The organism is Mycobacteroides immunogenum (assembly GCF_001605725.1).
In the GTDB taxonomy this organism is placed as follows: Bacteria; Actinomycetota; Actinomycetes; order Mycobacteriales; family Mycobacteriaceae; genus Mycobacterium; species Mycobacterium immunogenum.
Genome location: NZ_CP011530.1, coordinates 591,742 through 609,168 on the forward strand (window position 1 = coordinate 591,742; position 17,427 = coordinate 609,168).

A 17,427-nucleotide genomic window follows, 5' to 3' on the forward strand; every position below is an offset into this window, starting at 1 on the left:
AAATGCCACAGGGAACTGTGAAGTGGTTCAACGCGGAAAAGGGCTTCGGGTTCATTGCGCCCGAGGACGGCTCCGCTGACGTCTTCGTCCACTACACGGAGATTCAGGGCAACGGATTCCGTACCCTGGAAGAGAACCAGAAGGTTGAGTTCGAGGTAGGCCAGAGCCCCAAGGGCCCGCAGGCTACCGGCGTCCGCGCCGTCTGACCCACATCCGTCGTAGGAACGCCCCCGGCCATGCGCCGGGGGCGTTTCTCGTCTCTAAGAAACCCGTGAGCAGACGTACACGTCCCTCGACACGCGGGTGAATGGGTGCTTTTGCGTCTGCTCGCGTAAGGACCCGAGAAAGTACTGTCTGTGACTGTGAGCCAGCTGTCCTTTTTCTCCGCCGAATCGGTGCCTCCTGAGGTCACCGATCTGGCCGGGCTGCTGGCAGGTCCAGGTCAGGTGGTGGTCAGCGGCGCCGGTGCCCGTATCTCGGTGGTTGTGGACCAGCCCTGGCGTGCGCTGGCGCTGGCCGAGATGATCACCGAAACCGGTCTGCAGGCCGAGGTTGGTCACACCGAGACCGGCACCGAGAACCATCCGCTGGTGCGTACCGCGATTGACCCCTCGATACTGCCGATTGCGCGTGAGTGGACCCGGGGCGCGGTGAAAACCGTGCCCGCGCAATGGTTACCAGGCGCGCGCGAGCTGCGCGCCTGGGTGCTCGCCGCAGGCTCACCGGAGGCCGATCGATACCTGCTGGGGCTGGACCCACACGCCCCCGATACACATTCACCGTTGGCGGCCGCGCTCATGCGGGTAGGAATTGCCCCGACGCTGATCGGAACACGCGGCGCCAATCCCGCGTTACGGATCAGTGGGCGCCGCCGGCTGGGACGGTTATTGGAAAACATCGGAGAACCGCCCGGCGATACCGATGCATTCCGTGTCTGGCCGCGGGTCTGAGACGGTTTAGCAGCGGTTGAGCGGAGACTCGGACACACTTTTGGGCACCCTGACATCCGGAATACCGGCGCCTATATGCAAGGCTAGGTTTGCGCAATTGGCGCGGGGGTGTCATCTTGTGACCACGGTGAACCGCCCGTACACCGTACATATGCGGCTGAATGCGCAGGTAAGGAGACGAAGCATTGCGACGGCTCGTCATCGTCGAATCACCGACGAAGGCCCGCAAGATCGCTGGCTACCTCGGCGACGGGTACGTCGTCGAATCTTCGCGTGGCCACATCCGGGACCTGCCCCGTGCTGCTGCCGATGTTCCGGCCAAGTACAAGTCCGAACCCTGGGCCCGCCTCGGGGTGAACGTCGACGAGGACTTCGAGCCCCTCTACATCGTCAGCCCGGATAAGAAGGGCACGGTCACCGAGCTCAAGGGCCTGTTGAAGGACGTTGACGAGCTTTATCTCGCAACGGACGGTGACCGCGAGGGTGAGGCCATCGCCTGGCACCTGCTGGAGACTCTCAAGCCCAAGGTGCCGGTTCGGCGCATGGTCTTCCACGAGATCACCGAGCAGGCCATCCTCGCGGCCGCTCAGGACCCCCGTGATCTCGATAACAACCTCGTCGATGCCCAGGAGACCCGCCGCATCCTGGACCGGCTCTACGGCTACGAGGTGAGTCCCGTGCTGTGGAAGAAGGTCGGACGTAACCTGTCCGCCGGACGCGTGCAGTCGGTGGCCACCCGGATCATCGTGCAGCGCGAACGCGACCGCATGGCGTTCCGCAGTGCGGGCTATTGGGATCTGGGCGCCGAGCTGGACGCGGGCGGCGAGGCGAAACCGCCGCGATTCAATGCCCGCCTGGTCAGTGTGGATGCCCTGCGGGTGGCCTCGGGCCGTGATTTCGACTCGCTGGGCCAGGTCAAAAAGGCCGACGAGGTACTGGTCCTCGATGAGGTGCGTGCGAACGCCCTGGTCGCCGGGCTGTCTCAGGCGACGCTGACGGTTGCCTCCGCCGAGGAGAAGCCCTACACGCGCAAGCCGTACCCGCCGTTCATGACGTCGACGCTGCAGCAGGAGGCGGGCCGCAAGCTGCGGTTCTCCTCCGAGCGCACCATGAGCATCGCGCAGCGGCTGTACGAAAACGGTTACATCACCTATATGCGTACCGACTCCACGACGCTGTCGGAATCGGCATTGACCGCAGCGCGTAGCCAGGCCGCGGAGTTGTACGGAAACGAATACGTGCATCCTTCGCCACGGCAATACACGCGCAAGGTGAAAAATGCGCAGGAGGCGCACGAAGCCATTCGCCCGGCAGGTGAGACATTCAAAACTCCGGGTCAATTGCATTCATCGCTCGATAACGACGAATTCCGTTTGTACGAGCTGATTTGGCAGCGCACGGTGGCGTCGCAGATGGCCGATGCGCGTGGCACCACGCTGAGCCTGCGGCTGGCCGGTACCGCCACCTCCGGTGAGCAGGTGGTGTTCACCGCGAGCGGACGCACCATCACGTTCCCCGGATTCTTGTCTGCCTACGTGGAGACCGTCGACGAGCTGAGCGGCGGCGAGGCGGACGATGAAGAACGTCGTCTGCCGCAGCTCAAGCAGGGGCAGAGCGTCACCGTCGCGGACCTGTCCGCCGATGGTCACACCACCAACCCGCCCGCCCGATACACCGAAGCCTCGCTCATCAAGGCGTTGGAAGAGCTGGGGATTGGACGTCCGTCGACCTACTCGTCGATCATCCGGACCATCCAGGATCGTGGATACGTGCACAAGCGGGGCAGTGCCTTGGTCCCGTCGTGGACGGCATTCGCGGTGATCGGGCTTTTGGAACAGCACTTTGGCCGCCTTGTCGACTACGACTTCACGGCCGCCATGGAAGATGACCTGGACGAGATCGCCTCAGGAAACGAGCGCCGCACAAACTGGTTGAACGCCTTCTACTTTGGTGGAGACCACGGCGTCGAGGGTTCGGTGGCGCGTGCCGGCGGACTCAAGCGTCTGGTGGGTGTGAATCTTGAGGAAATCGACGCTCGAGAGATCAACTCCATCAAGTTGTTCGACGACGATCAGGGTCGTCCCATCTACGTACGGGTTGGCAAGAACGGACCGTATCTGGAGCGGATCATCACCGGGGACGATGGCGAACCGACGCCGCAGCGTGCCAACGTCAAGGATGGCGTCACCCCCGATGAGCTGACGGTCGAGATGGCCGAGCAGCTGTTCGCGATCCCGCAAGAGGGTCGTTCGCTGGGCGTTGATCCGGAGACTGGGCATGAAATCGTCGCTAAGGATGGACGTTTCGGTCCCTACGTGACCGAGGTGCTGCCTGCTCCGCCGGAACCGGTTGAGGCTGAGAAGCCGAAGCGGGGAGCCAAGAAGGTGGAAGGTCCCAAGCCTCGTACCGGCTCGCTGCTCAAGTCCATGACCCTGGAGACGGTGACGCTTGAGGACGCGCTGAAGCTGCTCTCGTTGCCGCGTGTGGTCGGTGTCGACCCCGCCAACGGCGAGGAGATCACCGCACAGAACGGTCGCTACGGCCCATACCTGAAGCGCGGCACGGATTCCCGGTCATTGGCCACCGAGGATCAGATCTTCACCGTTACTCTCGACGAGGCGCTGAAGATCTACTCGGAGCCCAAACGCCGTGGTGGACAATCGGCTTCGGCTGCTCCGCTGCGCGAGCTCGGTACGGACTCGGCGACCGGTAAGCCGATGGTGATCAAAGATGGCCGCTTTGGCCCCTACGTCACCGACGGTGAGACGAACGCCAGCCTGCGCAAGGGTGATGACGTGCTATCGATCACTGACGAGCGGGCTTCCGAGCTGCTCGCCGATCGCCGTGCGCGTGGGCCGGTGAAGCGGGCGAAGAAGGCTCCGGCGAAGGCCGCCAAGAAGGCTCCGGCCAAGAAGGCGCCCGCGAAAAAGGCTGCGAAGAAGGCGACGTAGTCGGGCGGCGATCGAAAGCTACTGTCGCAGTGTCAAACCACGGCCTGCCCGATCCATTCCGCTCTAGCTGTGCCGCGGGCGTGCCACTTGCGTAGATACCGTGCGGCCGCGCAGCTCAACGGTCTCGCCGACGTCCCAGCGCAGCGCTTCTTCGTCGCGGGCTTCCATGACCGCCGAGGCAGACGCGAGCACGTTTCCGGGCTCGTTCTTGGCCAGCTCGGTGAGCCGGGCCGCTTCGTTCACGGGGTCGCCGATGACGGTGTACTCAAACCGGGCCTGGGCGCCGATGTGGCCGGCGATGGCTCGCCCGGCGGAGACGCCGATACCGAAGTCGTTGGAGCCCAGCACATTGGTGAGCTCGCCGGAAAGTTCGCGCGCGGCGGCCAAGGCTGCGGCGGCACCATCTGGATGGTCGATGGGGGCGCCGAAGATGGCGAGCGCGGCATCACCCTGGAACTTGTTGACGAAGCCGCCGTGCTTGTTGACGGTGTCGACGATGACTCGGAAGAACTCGTTAAGCACCCGCACGACCACGGCGGGCCCGCGGGTGGACGCCAGCTGAGTGGATCCCACCAGGTCGACGAAAAGAACCGCGACGCTGCGTTCCTGCCCGCCGAGCTCGGTGCCGTACTCGAGTGCGCGGCGTGCCACATCTTCACCGACGTAGCGGCCGAACAGGTCGCGTAGGCGTTGCCGCTCGCCGAGATCGCGCACCATGTCGTTGAACCCCGCCTGCAACAGCCCCAGCTCGCTGGCGTCATAGATGGGTACGTGAGCGTTGTAGTTGCCACGTTGCACTTCGCTGAGTGCCCAACGCAGCTGGCGCAGCGGGTCGGCGATGGATGTCGCCACCAGCAGGGTGCCCATCAGTCCGATGGCCAGCGCGATGATCGCCAGGATCAGGATCGATCCGGTGAGGTTGTCGGCGTTGGACTTGAGGTACCCGGCGCGCTGTCCCACGACGGTCAGCACAATCGCCAGAATCGGAACACCGGTGCTCAGTGCCCAGGTGAGTACCTGACGGACGATAACGCCAGGAGCGGTGACATTTTCGGGCACGCCGCGCCGTAAGGCCTGGATGGCCACCGGGCGCAGGACGCGTTCGGACTGTAGGTACCCGATGATGCTGGTGGTGGTGGCACCGAGCACGGTTGCGAATGCCGCGACCAGCACCGAGCTATGGGTGGACGACCAGGTGACCGCGACGAAGATGGCGCCTCCGACGAGCCACGTCGCGACACTGATGACGGTCCGGTAAAAGGGCATTTGCAGGGCCCGCACCCGGACCGCCTCGGAGCCTTCGGACTCGAAGTCGGGCGACCGGTACTGCCAGCGCAGCACTGGTAGCAGCAGATAGGTGCTGACGATGGCACCGACGACGAACAGGATGAACAGCGAGACGCCCAGAATGATGAGCCGCTGTGGGCCCAGTTCGGTCAGTTCTACGCGGTCGCTCGGCGGCAGGCCGAACCGCAGGAATCCCAGTACGAACAGAGCTCCGACCAGGTTCGACTGGGCGATACCCATGATGAAGAGAGGCCACGGTGTGCGCATGACCCACCGGGAGTACCGGGCTGCGCGTGCAAGTGGGCGCCGATCGGGCCTACCCTCCGCGCCAGTCACCCGTTAACCGTAGCTGTCGGCGGTGACGGTGGCGCCTCACACGCTTGTCCGCGCACTCGTGGAGTCGGTACCGGCGGCTAGGGTTGGAGGCGATGAGCGGGGTTTTTGGGCGCCTGGTGGATCAGGGAGCGGTGGTTTCCACGCTCTCATCCTCGGCATTGGCTGCACGTGGTGATGACGCGGGACGGATGACCCACGCGTGGTTGTTTACCGGCCCGCCGGGTTCGGGCAGGTCGGTGGCTGCCTTGTGTTTTGCCGCGGCGCTTCAGTGCGAAGCGCAGGAGACCGCGGGTTGTGGCGTATGCCGTCCGTGTACGACAACGATGGCCGGTACCCATGCTGACGTGCGCAGAGTTGTGCCCGAGGGCCTGTCGATCGGTGTGGACGAGATGCGCGCCATCGTGCAGGCGGCATGGCGCAGGCCGAGTACCGGGCGCTGGTTGGTGGTGTTGATCGAAGATGCCGACCGACTGACCGAGGGCGCCGGCAATGTGCTGCTGAAGGTTGTCGAGGAACCGCCGCCGCGGACCGTGTTCCTGTTGTGTGCGCCGTCGGTGGATCCCGAGGACATTTCGATCACTCTTCGATCGCGCTGTCGCCATGTGGCGCTCGTCACGCCCTCGGTCACGGCCATCGCCCAGGTGTTGATGGACCGCGATGGGATCGACGCGGAGCAGGCACAGTGGGCGGCATCGGTCAGTGGCGGTCATGTGGGCCGGGCCCGCAGGCTGGCGACCGATGAGCAGGCTCGTGCCCGTCGGCTCAAGGCGTTGGGGCTGGCCCGGGAGGCGGCGACTCCGACCCGGGCGTATGCGGCGGCCGAGGAGCTGGTCACCAGCGCCGATGCTGAGGCCAAGGAGCTGACGGCCGCGCGTAATGAGGCAGAAGAGGAAGAACTCAAGACAGCGCTGGGAGCGGGCGGTACGGGAAAGGGTGCGGCGACAGCGCTGCGCGGATCCGCCGGAGTCTTGAAAGATCTTGAGCGGAAACAGAAATCCCGGCAAACGCGGGCGTCGCGTGATGCGCTGGACCGTACACTGATCGACCTGGCGACCTACTTCCGAGACGCCTTGGTGCTGTCGTTCGGTGCCGCCGATGAGGGCGACGTGGCCCTGCATCATCCCGATATGGCGGACCGGCTTGGGCCGATGGTGGACAGGGTCCCGCCCGAACAGCTGCTGAAGTGCATTGAGGCGGTCCTGGAGTGTCGAGAAGCGCTGGCGGTTAACGTGAAGCCCAAGTTCGCGATCGATGCTCTGGTAGCGACGGCAGGTCAGGCGCTGCGTCCGACGGAATGAGATTGGGCGTCGCGGGACAGGTGCCGTAGACTCTCGGGCGCTGGGTTCGCCCGGCGCGCCACCCTAGCTCAGTCGGTAGAGCAATTCACTCGTAATGAATAGGTCAGGGGTTCGATTCCCCTGGGTGGCTCCACGCGGGTTACTCGGCAGCTTTCGTGACGGCTTCGCCCGTCACCGCATTTACCAGCCCGAATTCGGCACGCTGCTTCGTGAGCTCAGCGGCCCGCCGCGGGGTATGGGGGGAATGCCGTATGTCGGCTCCCCGTCGCCTGAACCGGCCGGCCGATGGGTAACGCGGAAACAACGGGCGGTTGTGGCGTGATCGGACCTTTGACATAAATCACCTGGGTGCCGGTCTCGTAGGCGCTCCTTCTGCTGTGCACGACGTGCCAGGTCGCTAGCATTACTGGCCATGTGGTTTGCGCGACGCGGTGCCAGCAGTCATGGCGCGGTCGTTGCTGCGGTGGACCAGGTGCTTGCCGCGAGTGGCGGTGGGCAGGGATCGGTGATCGAGGTCGCACGGAGTTGGGCGCATGCGAACGGCCGGGTCATGGAGATCCAGGATGCACCGCTTGCGGCCGGGGTATTTGGTCAGTGGATCTCCTTTCCGGACCGCGACATAGTGCAGGTCGGTCACGGCGTTGTCGGCCGAGACCGCACCATTGCTCACGAGTTGGGACATATGGTGTTGGGTCACCGGGGGCTGCCGGTCGCGGAGTTTGCGGCGGAACACGTCGAAGCCGTAGCTCCGGAACTTGTTGCTCGCATGCTGCAACGTAGCTGCGGCAGTGAGGATTTGGTGCACAACGACAATCGTTGGCCGGACGATGAACTGGCCGCCGAGCGTTTCGCGGGCCTGCTGATCCGCCGCATGCGATCCGGGCGCGGCACCCACACGCGGTGGAGTCCGTACGTGGATGACGCGCTGGGGTGATCAGCCCGTGGACGTGGCAGCTCATGCAGACCGCGCGCTTTGCGTTTCTGCTGTGCTTCCTGCCGGTTCTGCTCTACAGGATTTGGCGGTTGTGGCGTTACCCGGCAACCGCTCCGGCGATTGCAGTCACCTGTTTCGGTGTCATCATGTGGTTTTGGCTGCTCACTTTCACCGACATTGTGTGGTCACTCATGCCGGCGCAGTTCCGCGCCGCCAGTATGGGTGGCTTGTTGGTCACCACGGTGGCGGCATGCGCACAGGTGTTTATTCTTGGCATCGGCGCATCCGCTTCTCAGGAGCACATGCGGCGAGGTTTACGCGTAATCCTTGTCGTAACAGCGACGATCCTCGTCGTGGTCTCGCTGTCCATGAGCCAGAGCCAGGTGCTGTTGGCTACCAAGGACTTACATGAGCTGACCAATGCGCTACTGGATGGTGCCGACGGCGGCGCGATCATTGGGTCGGTGGCGGGTAATGGATACCTAGCAGTGACACTGGTCCAGCTGGCTTGGGTTGGGTTCCGTCATGCGGACCGCACACCCGTCGGTACCGGATTGGGGATATTGGCGGTGGCCTCGTCTTTTGAGTTTGTTGCGGTGGCTTTGGGGGGAATCTGGCGTCCGCTCACCCGGGGGCACGATCTAGTGTCTGTTCGGTATGGGCTGATGCTGCAGAGCCTGGCGGGTAGCGTCGGCGTGACGTTGTTGATCGCCGGTTTTGTTTGGCCTCCAGTGATGCTACGTCTTCAGGCGTGGCGGGACAGTCGACGTCTTCGTCCGCTTCACGACAGTCTGGCACGCGCCTTCCCGCAGCTGTTTCCTCCAGAAGAGTCGCAAATGCGATTGTCGGACTTGGTGTTTGAGTGGACGACTCATATCCAGGATGGGTTGACTCTGCTGGCGCAGCGGGGCGGTGTACCACTTGAAACCGATCGTCCTGCGGCAGCCGACCTTTCGGCGCGGGCGGCAACAGTAGCAAAATGGCTTGTCGGCCAATCGGTTCCTGGGTTCAGCTGCGAATGGTTGCGGACTCCCGTTGGTGTCAGCGATGCGCGGTGGGTGCTTGCGGTATCCGACGGCTATCGCCGTTTTGGTGGCCAGCTCATGATCGACCCAGCGGGCAGTCATGTGAAGGGTGCTGGTAGCTAATGGGCCACTCGGTAGGAGAGGGTCTGCAGATTGCGAGGGTCGCATTTCTGCTGTGTTTCCTACCGGTTCTGCTGTACAGGCTGTGGCGACTTTGGCGGTACCCGACGTCGGTTCCGGCGATCGCGGCCACCAGCTTTGGGATATGCGTGTGGCTGTGGCTACTAGTGTTCACTGAATGGGTGTGGTCGGCCATGCCGCCGCTGGCCCGCGCTGTCAGTTTGGGTGGCTGGTGGACTGTCGCGATAGCGGGATGCTTGCAGGTCTTTGTGATCGGTATTCGTGGCGATACATCTCCGGCTCGGATACGCCGCGGACTTGCGACTACCTTGGCGGCAACCGCGGTCTTCTTGATCGCGGTTGCCGTTGCGGCAAGCCAAAGCCAGCTGCTGCTCACAACAAACGATATTTATGCTGCTATCAATGCGCTCACCGTGAGCGGCGATTTCTGGTCTAGGACCGCGTTGGTGTTAGGCGGCAGTTTCGCGTCCGTGGTCTTCGCTCAGCTCGCGTGGGTGGGGCTACGGCATGCGGATTGCACACCGGTTGGCACCGGTCTAGGACTACTCGCTGCCGCATCTGTACTGGAGATCGTGGCAACGGTAATCGGTGGGGTCCTGCGGCCGCTCGGTGTGGGAGGGGGCGTCATGGACCACCCTTTCTGGTTATGGGTTGGAACCATGGCCGGGTGTGTCGGCGCGATCCTGATCACGGCGGGTTTTCTGTGGCCGCCGGTAGCGCTGCGGGTCCGCGCGTTGCGAGACCAGCACCGACTCCGGCCATTGCACGATTCGATGGCTGGCTTGTTCCCGCAGCTTTTCCCGCCGAAAGAATCGCGAATTAGATTGTCGGACTTAGTATTCGAATGGCAATCGCATATCCAAGACGGCCTAACTTTGGTGGCGCAGGCCCGCGAAGTGCCACTCTCAAATGATCAGCCAGTGGCTACGGATCCGTCAGAATTGGCCGCGGCAGTAGCCGGATGGCTTATCGGTCAATCGGTTCCGGGACTCAGTTGCGAATGGCTACGCCCGCCGGCGGGTGTAGCCGATCATGACTGGATACTCGCCATTGCCGACGCCTATCGAGAGCGTCAGGACGACTTCGCGGCCCCGGCTTCCTTGTCGGGAATGCCCTCGACCTTGCGCAGATGATCGACCATGTCCGCGATCGCCTGTCGGCTGTGCTCGGATAGCGCGTAGCTGCGTTGTGCGATTTCACGCACCTTCGAGTCGCGTAGCTGCACCAGCCAGTCGAGGTCGCGGTTCACCGATGCGGCGTAGTTGGCGTCATAGAAGTAGGCGGGGCTCACCTGAAAGAACTCGGCCAGCGCCGTCACGATTTCGGGTGCGGGGTTCGACCGCTCGCCCTTGCGTAGGAGCGATAGATATGGCGAAGAGACCTCGACGCCGCGCTCGCCAAGTGCGGCGACCACCTCGTTCAGTGAATACGGGCCACGCCCGGCGGGATGCACCGTGGCAAACAGATGGCTCAATCGCTGCGAAAAGTCCGGCATCGCACCCCCTCACATACTTCCATTCTGCACTTCAACCATACACGCCGATCTTGTGCTGCTCATCGTAGGTTCCGGGGTGTCTGGTGGGAGTGTTACTTATCGAGATGGTAAGTGATTGACAAGTACTATTTACTGACAGTAATGTCCGAGGTGTTCGTTCGGCTAATCGCGATCGGACGCGTCGGCTGGTCAATCGTTGTGCTCATCGTGGGGTTGGGCACAGCGAGGGGTCAGCCGTATTTTGTCGGAAAGTGTGGCCGCCCTACCGCAGGCCCAGCGCGCTGTGATGCACGAGCGCGCCGGCAATGAGAATCGTTCCGAGGCACAGAAAGATCACCCGGATCGCGGTGGGGCCGTAGCGTGTCACGGTCCGCACCAGGCCGCGCTGCACGCGCCGTGCGCGCGGGGAGCGCCGCGTGGAGAGCGCCAGGATGAGCAGGCTCGGCAGGATAGCTATCACCCCGTAGCCGACCAGCAGCAGCGGCCAGGCCGCGGGAAGCGGATGGCGGGAGGCGAGCATCGCCAGCGCGCTCAAGTAGGGAACCGAGGTCGGAGCCTCGGCGTATCCGAGTGCGAGACCGACAAGGGCGAGTAGCCACGGATGGCGGCGGGCCACATTCCGGATCCACGGTGGTGTCACCGGCTCGGAGAACCAGGTCAAGGCGGCAACCGCGATCAGCAGGACTCCGATGACCAGCTGGGCCCAGTACCGGGTTGATGGAGTGATCTCGGAACCCGCGGCCACATCGGTCAGCGAGCGCACGCCGAGCACCGTCGCCAATCCAAACGTGAACAGCGCCACAAACAATCCAGTGACGAAGCTCAGGCCACCGGGGAACACCGATCGCCGTTCCAGCCGGGTCACGTAGACGATCGTGGTGGCGACGCCGATATTGAGCACGTTGAGGGCGTCCAGGCAAGCGAATCCCACGAACGCCAACAACAGGGTGAGCACGAATGCAGAACTTACGGTAATGCCGATCATGTTCCGGCTAACGCGGCGCTGTGGGCACTGCCACAGTGGCTCGCGCGGTGGAGTGCGAATCGGCGCCATTGTCTGGTTCGTACGACTGGATCACAGTCTGACCTGGGATAACGAGACCGCCGGTACTCTGAACCGGTGTCTACTCAGAGCTCGGCGGCGGTGGCGCCCCTGCATGGATTGCGGGATGTGCGCACGTACATCGATATCGCCGTCGTGGTCGCCGTTCTGGTCGCCACCAACCTGATCGCACACTTCACCACGCCGTGGGCTAATTTCGTGGTCGTCCCGATCGCCGCCATCGGACTGCTCGCGCTGATCCGCTACCGCGGGCACTCCTGGTCTGAACTGGGCTTGGGCCGAGATCACTGGCGTTCGGGCGCCAAGTACGCGGCCGTTGCCGTAGTCATCGTCGGCGCGGTTATCGGTGCCGGGCTGTTGTTGCCCTTCACCCGCCCGATGTTTCTCAACAGCAGCTACGCCACCACGGTTTCCGGTGCGCTGCTCGCGTCGTTTGTCCTGATCCCGCTGCAGACGGTGATTCCCGAGGAGCTGGCCTTCCGCGGCGTGCTGCACGGAACGATGGCTCGGGCCTGGGGTTTCCGGGGCGTCGCGGCCGCGGGCTCCCTGCTATTCGGCTTCTGGCATATCGCCACGTCGCTGGGTCTCACCAGCGGCAATGTGGGCTTGACCAAGCTTCTCGGCGTGGGCCTTTGGGCGCAGGTCGCCGGTGTGGCCGGAGCTGTGGTGGCCACTGCCGTCGCCGGATTCGTCTTCACCTGGCTGCGCCGGCGTAGCGGCAGCTTGTTGGCGCCCATCGCGCTGCATTGGTCGCTCAACGGGATGGGCGTGCTGGCCGCTGTGCTGGTCTGGCACCTGATCTAGCCGCAGGCCACGACGGCCGTGGCCGCCAGGAACAACAGCTGTTCCAGGGTTCTCCACCCCAACGGAGTTGATAGCGGGCTGGACGGCTGACTCGCCGCGTAGACATTGGCCGGGAACATCACGACCAGGAGTGCCGCCAGGCATGCCGCCGCCAACGCTCTCGTCGACGGAATCAACACGCCCGCCGCGCCGAGCAGTTCGAGGACGCCGGTGAGCGCCACCAACAGCCCGGGTGCGGGAAGCCGTGGTGGCACGATCGCGATCATCGCGTCACGCATCTTCGGGACGAAATGCGCGACGCCGGTCAGGGTGAACAGTGCGGCGAGACCAATTGCCACGGCGGCGGGCCAGGAGTTGAGGGCCGGAATCCCCAGGGATCCGGCAAGCCGCGCCAACAGGGTCCCGGCGATCAGGGCGATAAGCGGAGCCATCTGCGTTCTCCTATCTTGACAGTGACTAGATTGACGGTACTCGGTAACTAGTCACTGTCAAGATCGGGGTTATGCTGGTGCGATGTCGTATCACCACGGTGATCTGCGGGCGGCGATACTCGCCAGCGCTGCCGGCATGGTGGCCCGCCGCGGCGCCGCCGAGCTTTCCCTGCGGGAGTTGGCCAGAGAGGCGGGTGTCTCGCACGCCGCACCCGCTCACCACTTCGGTGACCGCCGGGGCTTGTTCACCGCATTGGCTGCCGACGGATTCACTCAGCTCGCGGACGCGCTCGATCAGGCGCACCCCGACTTCCACGCCGCGGCGCTGGCCTACGTGCAGTTCGCGCTGTCCAACCCGGGCCACTACTCAGTGATGTTCGAACCGGCGCTGCTGGATTCCGCGGACGCGCGGCTGGCCGCCGCACGCGATCGCGCGGGCGCTGCGTTGGACGCCGGGATCGCGACGCTGAAACCCGAGCAGACGTCGGCCGACAGCGTTACCGCGGCCCGTGCGGCCTGGTCGCTGGTGCACGGCTTCGTGTCGTTGTGGACCAGTGGGGCGCTTGCTGATTCGCGCGATGGTGCCGATCCGGTGCGCATCGCCTCGCAGATCGCCTACGCGTTGTTTCCGCCGGCCGGCTAACCCAGGACGACCCGGGTCCCCTTGGAGTTGTAGTCGCTGTGCAGGTCGATCTCCTTGGGCACCGTGCCGCGCGGCACGTCGTAGACCAGTACCGACCGTTTCTGTGCGCCCGGCCCAAGTTCGGCACCGGGCTCGAGCTGTTCGGCGTTGCGCGCCAAGATGTTCGCCATGCTGTCGGGTGCGTATTCCTTGCCGGTCGCGTCCTTGAGCTTTTGCTCGTCACCGAGGAATGAGCGCATGCCCTGCCCGAGGTTCAGCACCTCGAGGTGTACGACCACGAACGTGCCGGTCGCGGACGCCTGCAATGCGGGGTTGGCCACGTCCCCCACGGTTCCGGCATCACTTACCCGAGTGACGACGAACGCGAGATCGCCGTCGTGCACCTGTTGCCCCACGGCGCCCGGCTCACCGTCCTGCGCCGTCACCACCTTGGTCTCGGCTCCGCCGCCGGTGCCGCCGACATGGATGAGGGTCGGGTGGCTTTCCGATGGGCCGCCGCCCCCGCACGCGCTGAGCAGTGACGTGATAAAGCCCAGGGGCAAAAGAACTTTTGTGATCATGAGGTGCTCATCACCGGAAGCGTCACGAACGAGGGATGCTCCGTGTCGTGGTGTACCTCGAAACGGATGGGGACAATCCTGGTGGCGGTGGCCAGCGGCTCTCCCGAGCCGGTGTTGCGGGCATGGTTCGGGAATCCGCCACCGCTGATCTGAATCCGCAGCCGGTGTCCCCGGGCGAAGCGATATCCGGTGGGATGCATGGTGACCTGCACCGGTTGATCCGATGCACCGTTCAGGGTGACGATTCCGTCGCTTACGTTGTGAGACAGGCCGTTACGGTCCACATCGCAGAGCCTGACGAACAGATCACCCTGGCCGGTGTCGGTCGTGACGTGAATGGAGGCTGAGATGGGGCCGATGAGATCCAGGTCGCCGCTCAGCGGCTCGGTGGTGAACACCAAGACATCTGGGCGCTTCTCGACGGAAGAATTGTCTCGCTGGCCGGCGGCGCGGGTATCCAGGAGCGGCCCGCCGACCGTTGGGGTGGGATCTTTCGGGTCATAGGTAAAGACATCGGCAGAGTTGTTGTCCCGCGGCGCTTCCCAATCCAGCGTGCGGTCCGCCTGCAGGTAGAGCTTGGTCGGCGACGAGTCCGCGGGTGGCCAGTGCTCGAAGTCCAGCCATTGGCCGGCTTTCTGTAAATAGATTCGTACCGGAGCTCGGTGCGTGGCAGCGCCATCACCACGAAGGTGGGCGGACAGCCATGAAAAGCTGTCGCTGACAACTGCTTTAAGCGACTTCATGTGGTCCCACGGACCAATGGTGATCCGCCGCGGGCAGTTGTTGTTCTGCAATTCCGCATAATCGCGCAATTGTCCGACCAGAAGCAGGTCCCACCAGCCGGTCACCATGCTCACCGGTGTGTTGAGGGTTGCGAGTCCTGGGGTGTGGTTGATCTCATCCCAGTGACCGTCATCGGTGTGGTCGGTTACGGTGCGCCAGAACGGCTCTGGCTTGCCGATGGCGACGTTGTCGGCGTTACCCAGTGGCAGATGATCCATGGCCCGGCGCACCCGTTTGGCTATGGCTCCGGCACGCAACAGCCGGGTCAGCTGCGAGGTTTCCGGTGAGCCGATCGAGGACGACCAGGTGAGCAGATTATGCAGATTGAACGACCCGCCCGGATAGAACAGCTCCCTGAAATTGCTGGTCGTGATCGCGGGGCACATAGCGGCCAGTGGCGGTTCGAGGTAGGGCGCCACCGCCCATTGGGTATGTCCGAGGTACGACGGGCCCGCGGTTGCCAGGGTGCCATCGCACCACGGCTGCTCCCGGACCCAGGCGGCGGTGGCCAGCCCGTCCGCGCGTTCCTGCCGAAACGCGTCGAATTTGCCCTGTGACGCGAATTGGCCGCGGGTGTCCTGCACTACTACCTGAAACCCCTGACGCGCCAACAATGTTGCCCACAGCTGGCTTACCGTGCCGCGCTTGTCATATGGGGTACGGAAGATGACGGCCGGCATCGGATCTTGTCCGGGTGGGCGGAAGTGGTCAGTGCTGAGCTGTACACCATCGGGCATCCTGACCTTGATGTCCCGCCGCGTCTGTATTTCGGTGGTGAGCGGTTCGGGCAGATCGAGTAGCTTTTCGAGGACAGGTGCAGACAGTCGTCCGGTCCACGTCAAAGCCAGTTCTTCGAGCATGGCGCCCAATCTACCGGGGCGCGAGCGCACCCACTGGTCCGACGGCGACGCACAGCGATAGCGATTGGGTAATGGGTTGCAGGGTAAGTGAATTCCCTGAACCTGGGAGCCTGATGAAGACCCGGTTGAGTCCGGGGCGTACTGGCACCCTGACCCTCGGCCCATTGGTGAATGACGCCCACACCGCACCGTCGGTGTTGGCCAGGTAGTTCAGCTCGACGATCCAGTCGGCAGGAAGCAACGGGCCGCTCAGCGGCAGGGTTTGGGTGGACTGCACCAGATAGCCGCAGCCGGGGACCGGGCCCTCGGTGAGGGCACGCACCCACGTCACCTGGGCGTCCAGCAGATGGCCGTAGCGGTCGAGCATCCGTAACTGTGTTGTGGTGGAACCGATCTCTGGCCGGGGACGGACCAGGGCGAACATATGACTGAGCAGGTTCTCCGGCCGCACCACATTCTGCAGAACCAGCGGGTCGACTTCCTGGTCGAGCACCGCGGGCCCGGTCGCCACCGCGGCCAGCGACGCCTTAACGTTCGCGATGTAGGGCGAGGCGGGATTGTTGCGCCAGCTGCGCAGATACGTGACCGTCGAGACCAGGCTGCTCGCTACGAACAATGCCAGCACCAGTGTCACCGCCGCGGTGCGCCGAGCAGAGCTATCGAGGCAGCGGCTGCCTGGGCGGTTCGGTGCGGTGAGCCCCACCGCAGCCAGCAGCGCCGCCGCCACCACCAGGTCAGGAAGATATCGCAGCGTCTGCGCGAGCAACAGCGCGGTGAAAGCCGATGAACGCATGAGATAGATGGGGACCTCGCTGGCCACCAGATAGCCGAGGAGCGTCAGCCACACCAGCCCGAGCCGTTGCTTGCGGTAGCAGGTCAGCAGGATCGTCGCGCCCAGCGCGAACGCGCCCAGCCCGATCACAAACGACGAGGGCTCGGCCCAGGGTGAGCTCGGCACCCAGCGGTCCCAACGCCATGGTCCGCCCACCAAACCGGGCAGCACCCCGTGTGTGAAGGAACGTTGCAGCAGCGACCACGTCATGGACAGGTCGGTACTCCAGCGCTTCTGGTTCACCACCACCAGATACAACGCGATCCATGCCGCGGTGAGCGCCCCCGCCGGGATCCAGAGCACCACGCCCCGCCGCCACGTTCGGGTCACTGCCGACCAGCCGGCACCACCCAGATAACTCAGCAGCGCAACCACTGCGAACGCCACGAACGGAATGACCACCGACTTCTCGAAGAACAACAGCCCGCCCAGGAACGCCGCCAGCGCCGTCGCGGCGTATTTGCGGTTCCCGGTTCGATCCAACAAGATCGCGTCGGCCACGAACCAGCACATCGCGGTGAGCATCGGCAGAGAGTTCAACGCTGCCGACCACCAGGTGAAGCCGGGCACGGCCAGTGGTGTGAACAGTGCGAACGTGAGCGGAACCAGCAGCACAGGCCGCCAGCCGACGATCACCCACAGCGCCCGCAGCAGCGCCAGTGATGCCAGGGCCTGCAGCACCACCAGACTCAGCGCGGGCCAGAACCAATTCAGGGGGGCGAGCTTGGTGATGATGCCGGCCACCAGAAAGGCCGCGGGCATGACGTGTCCGTCGTGGTCGTCGAACAGATAGGACGGTGAGAACAGGCCCTGGGTGCCGGCACGCCCGACCAGGATCAGGTCATCCCAGTAAAAATCGCCCCCAAACGCCAGCACGGCGCGGACCACCAGCTGCGCCACGATGAGAGCGGCCGCGGTGGCGGCAACACGATTCAGGTGGGGGAGGCGGGCTCGCACTACAGAAGGCATTTGGGCCCGACCCTATCTGTAGGGTGGGGCCGAATGCCGTGAGCTATGCGAACACAGAGGGAGTC

General features: G+C 64.2%; 15 protein-coding genes and 1 tRNA gene. 9 read left to right on the forward strand and 7 right to left on the reverse strand.

The features are described from left to right. Positions 1-2: 2 nt before the first annotated feature. The 3 genes from ABG82_RS03025 (at position 3) to topA (ending at position 3,901) form a co-directional block, all read left to right on the forward strand. Positions 3-206, forward strand: coding sequence for a cold-shock protein (locus tag ABG82_RS03025; protein ID WP_005064941.1), 204 nt, complete (start codon positions 3-5; stop codon positions 204-206). 156 nt (positions 207-362) lie between these two features. Then, positions 363-950, forward strand: coding sequence for a hypothetical protein (locus ABG82_RS03030; RefSeq protein ID WP_043079486.1), 588 nt, complete (start codon positions 363-365; stop codon positions 948-950). A gap of 185 nt (positions 951-1,135) precedes the next feature. After that, positions 1,136-3,901 carry a type I DNA topoisomerase gene (gene topA, locus ABG82_RS03035; RefSeq protein WP_043079487.1) on the forward strand — a complete coding sequence of 922 codons (2,766 nt, stop codon included), beginning with the start codon at positions 1,136-1,138 and terminating at the stop codon, positions 3,899-3,901. Positions 3,902-3,964: 63 nt separating this feature from the next. Here topA and ABG82_RS03040 read toward each other — a convergent pair whose 3' ends face one another. Continuing rightward, positions 3,965-5,455, reverse strand: a complete 1,491-nt coding sequence (locus tag ABG82_RS03040; protein ID WP_043079488.1) for an adenylate/guanylate cyclase domain-containing protein — start codon at positions 5,453-5,455, stop codon at positions 3,965-3,967. Positions 5,456-5,616: 161 nt separating this feature from the next. Between ABG82_RS03040 and ABG82_RS03045 the strand changes: the two genes are divergently transcribed. From ABG82_RS03045 to ABG82_RS03060, 4 genes are all read left to right on the forward strand, one after another. After that, positions 5,617-6,822 carry a DNA polymerase III subunit delta' gene (locus ABG82_RS03045; RefSeq protein WP_043079489.1) on the forward strand — a complete coding sequence of 402 codons (1,206 nt, stop codon included), beginning with the start codon at positions 5,617-5,619 and terminating at the stop codon, positions 6,820-6,822. Positions 6,823-6,879: 57 nt separating this feature from the next. Next, positions 6,880-6,955: transfer RNA gene (locus tag ABG82_RS03050), tRNA-Thr, on the forward strand. A gap of 279 nt (positions 6,956-7,234) precedes the next feature. Then, positions 7,235-7,756 carry a hypothetical protein gene (locus ABG82_RS03055; RefSeq protein ID WP_043079490.1) on the forward strand — a complete coding sequence of 174 codons (522 nt, stop codon included), beginning with the start codon at positions 7,235-7,237 and terminating at the stop codon, positions 7,754-7,756. Positions 7,757-7,779: 23 nt separating this feature from the next. Beyond that, positions 7,780-8,904, forward strand: a complete 1,125-nt coding sequence (locus ABG82_RS03060) for a hypothetical protein (RefSeq protein WP_234708078.1) — start codon at positions 7,780-7,782, stop codon at positions 8,902-8,904. A gap of 1,090 nt (positions 8,905-9,994) precedes the next feature. On the opposite strand, the gene ABG82_RS03070 is transcribed toward ABG82_RS03060, so the two are convergent. Together ABG82_RS03070 and ABG82_RS03075 are read right to left on the reverse strand one after the other, a co-directional pair. Beyond that, the gene (locus ABG82_RS03070) at positions 9,995-10,417 is read right to left on the reverse strand and encodes a helix-turn-helix transcriptional regulator (protein ID WP_043079492.1); all 423 of its coding nucleotides are present in this window, start codon (positions 10,415-10,417) and stop codon (positions 9,995-9,997) included. A gap of 262 nt (positions 10,418-10,679) precedes the next feature. Next, complete coding sequence (locus tag ABG82_RS03075; protein ID WP_078343783.1) at positions 10,680-11,372, reverse strand: GAP family protein; 693 nt, start codon at positions 11,370-11,372, stop codon at positions 10,680-10,682. A gap of 216 nt (positions 11,373-11,588) precedes the next feature. On the opposite strand from ABG82_RS03075, the gene ABG82_RS03080 reads away from it, so the two are divergent. Further along, positions 11,589-12,284, forward strand: a complete 696-nt coding sequence (locus tag ABG82_RS03080; protein ID WP_162269221.1) for a CPBP family intramembrane glutamic endopeptidase — start codon at positions 11,589-11,591, stop codon at positions 12,282-12,284. Here ABG82_RS03080 and ABG82_RS03085 read toward each other — a convergent pair. Next, on the reverse strand, positions 12,281-12,715 hold the full coding sequence (locus ABG82_RS03085) for a DoxX family protein (RefSeq protein WP_043079495.1): 435 nt from the start codon (positions 12,713-12,715) through the stop codon (positions 12,281-12,283). The genes ABG82_RS03080 and ABG82_RS03085 overlap by 4 nt on opposite strands. 82 nt (positions 12,716-12,797) lie before the next feature. On the opposite strand from ABG82_RS03085, the gene ABG82_RS03090 reads away from it, so the two are divergent. Further along, positions 12,798-13,358 carry a TetR/AcrR family transcriptional regulator gene (locus ABG82_RS03090; protein ID WP_043079496.1) on the forward strand — a complete coding sequence of 187 codons (561 nt, stop codon included), beginning with the start codon at positions 12,798-12,800 and terminating at the stop codon, positions 13,356-13,358. Here ABG82_RS03090 and ABG82_RS03095 read toward each other — a convergent pair. Genes ABG82_RS03095 through ABG82_RS03105 form a run of 3 tightly spaced genes read right to left on the reverse strand, consistent with a single transcriptional unit; the run spans position 13,355 to position 17,362 of the window. After that, positions 13,355-13,918, reverse strand: coding sequence for a DUF4352 domain-containing protein (locus ABG82_RS03095; protein WP_043079497.1), 564 nt, complete (start codon positions 13,916-13,918; stop codon positions 13,355-13,357). The two genes, ABG82_RS03090 and ABG82_RS03095, sit on opposite strands and share 4 nt — an antisense overlap. Beyond that, on the reverse strand, positions 13,915-15,561 hold the full coding sequence (locus ABG82_RS03100) for a CocE/NonD family hydrolase (protein ID WP_043079534.1): 1,647 nt from the start codon (positions 15,559-15,561) through the stop codon (positions 13,915-13,917). Before ABG82_RS03100 ends, ABG82_RS03095 begins: the two co-directional genes overlap by 4 nt. Positions 15,562-15,571: 10 nt before the next feature. After that, entirely contained in the window at positions 15,572-17,362 is a 1,791-nt protein-coding gene (locus ABG82_RS03105) for a hypothetical protein (protein WP_078343784.1), read from the reverse strand. Positions 17,363-17,427 lie beyond the last annotated feature (65 nt).